Consider the following 512-nt stretch of genomic DNA (forward strand, 5'->3'; position numbering starts at 1 on the left):
TTGCAACAGCTCGTTCCAGTCAAAATTGTTTTCGGCAGTATAGACTTCGCGGTTGAGATAACCTTGTTTTTTTGCAGCTGCGCGCAGCGTATCCAAAGCCTCGATGCGCAACAAATCCTCTTCGCCGTGAATAATGTACAACGGTTTGAGCGGCGTATCGGGGCGCAGGCTCTCAATGGGTGCGGCAGCCATTATCGCGCCTTCAGGAAAGTCAGGCGGCGGACGATTTGATCTGCGGCGTCGATGCGCATTTCAGACCAAATGGTTTCTTCCTCTTCCTGTTTGCCCAAAACTTCGCTGTCGGCGTAGTCCATGGTGCGGTGAACCTTGACTTCCATCGGTTCGCCAACCGGCTCGCCGTTGCGGAAGGCTTGGACTTTGACGGTCATGGCCAGCAGGTATTCGTTGATTGCGGCGGCGCGGGTGATGGTGTAGATATCGCGACGTTTTTGGAAGTCGACAACGCGCAGGGTGATTTGTGATTCGGCTTCGCTAACCGGATGGCCGTCGGC

The 512-nt window shown here is 54.9% G+C and carries 1 protein-coding gene and 1 pseudogene; both read right to left on the reverse strand.

From position 1 onward, the window contains the following. Nucleotides 1-192 (reverse strand): annotated as a pseudogene (locus ACTHUR_RS18495) (DNA polymerase III subunit delta); the annotation flags it as partial. After that, on the reverse strand, nt 192-512 hold a 321-nt coding region (locus tag ACTHUR_RS18500), incomplete at its 5' end, for an LPS-assembly lipoprotein LptE (protein WP_440400228.1). The gene ACTHUR_RS18500 and the pseudogene ACTHUR_RS18495, both read right to left, overlap by 1 nt.

This window comes from Neisseria sp. P0021.S007, from assembly GCF_051956855.1.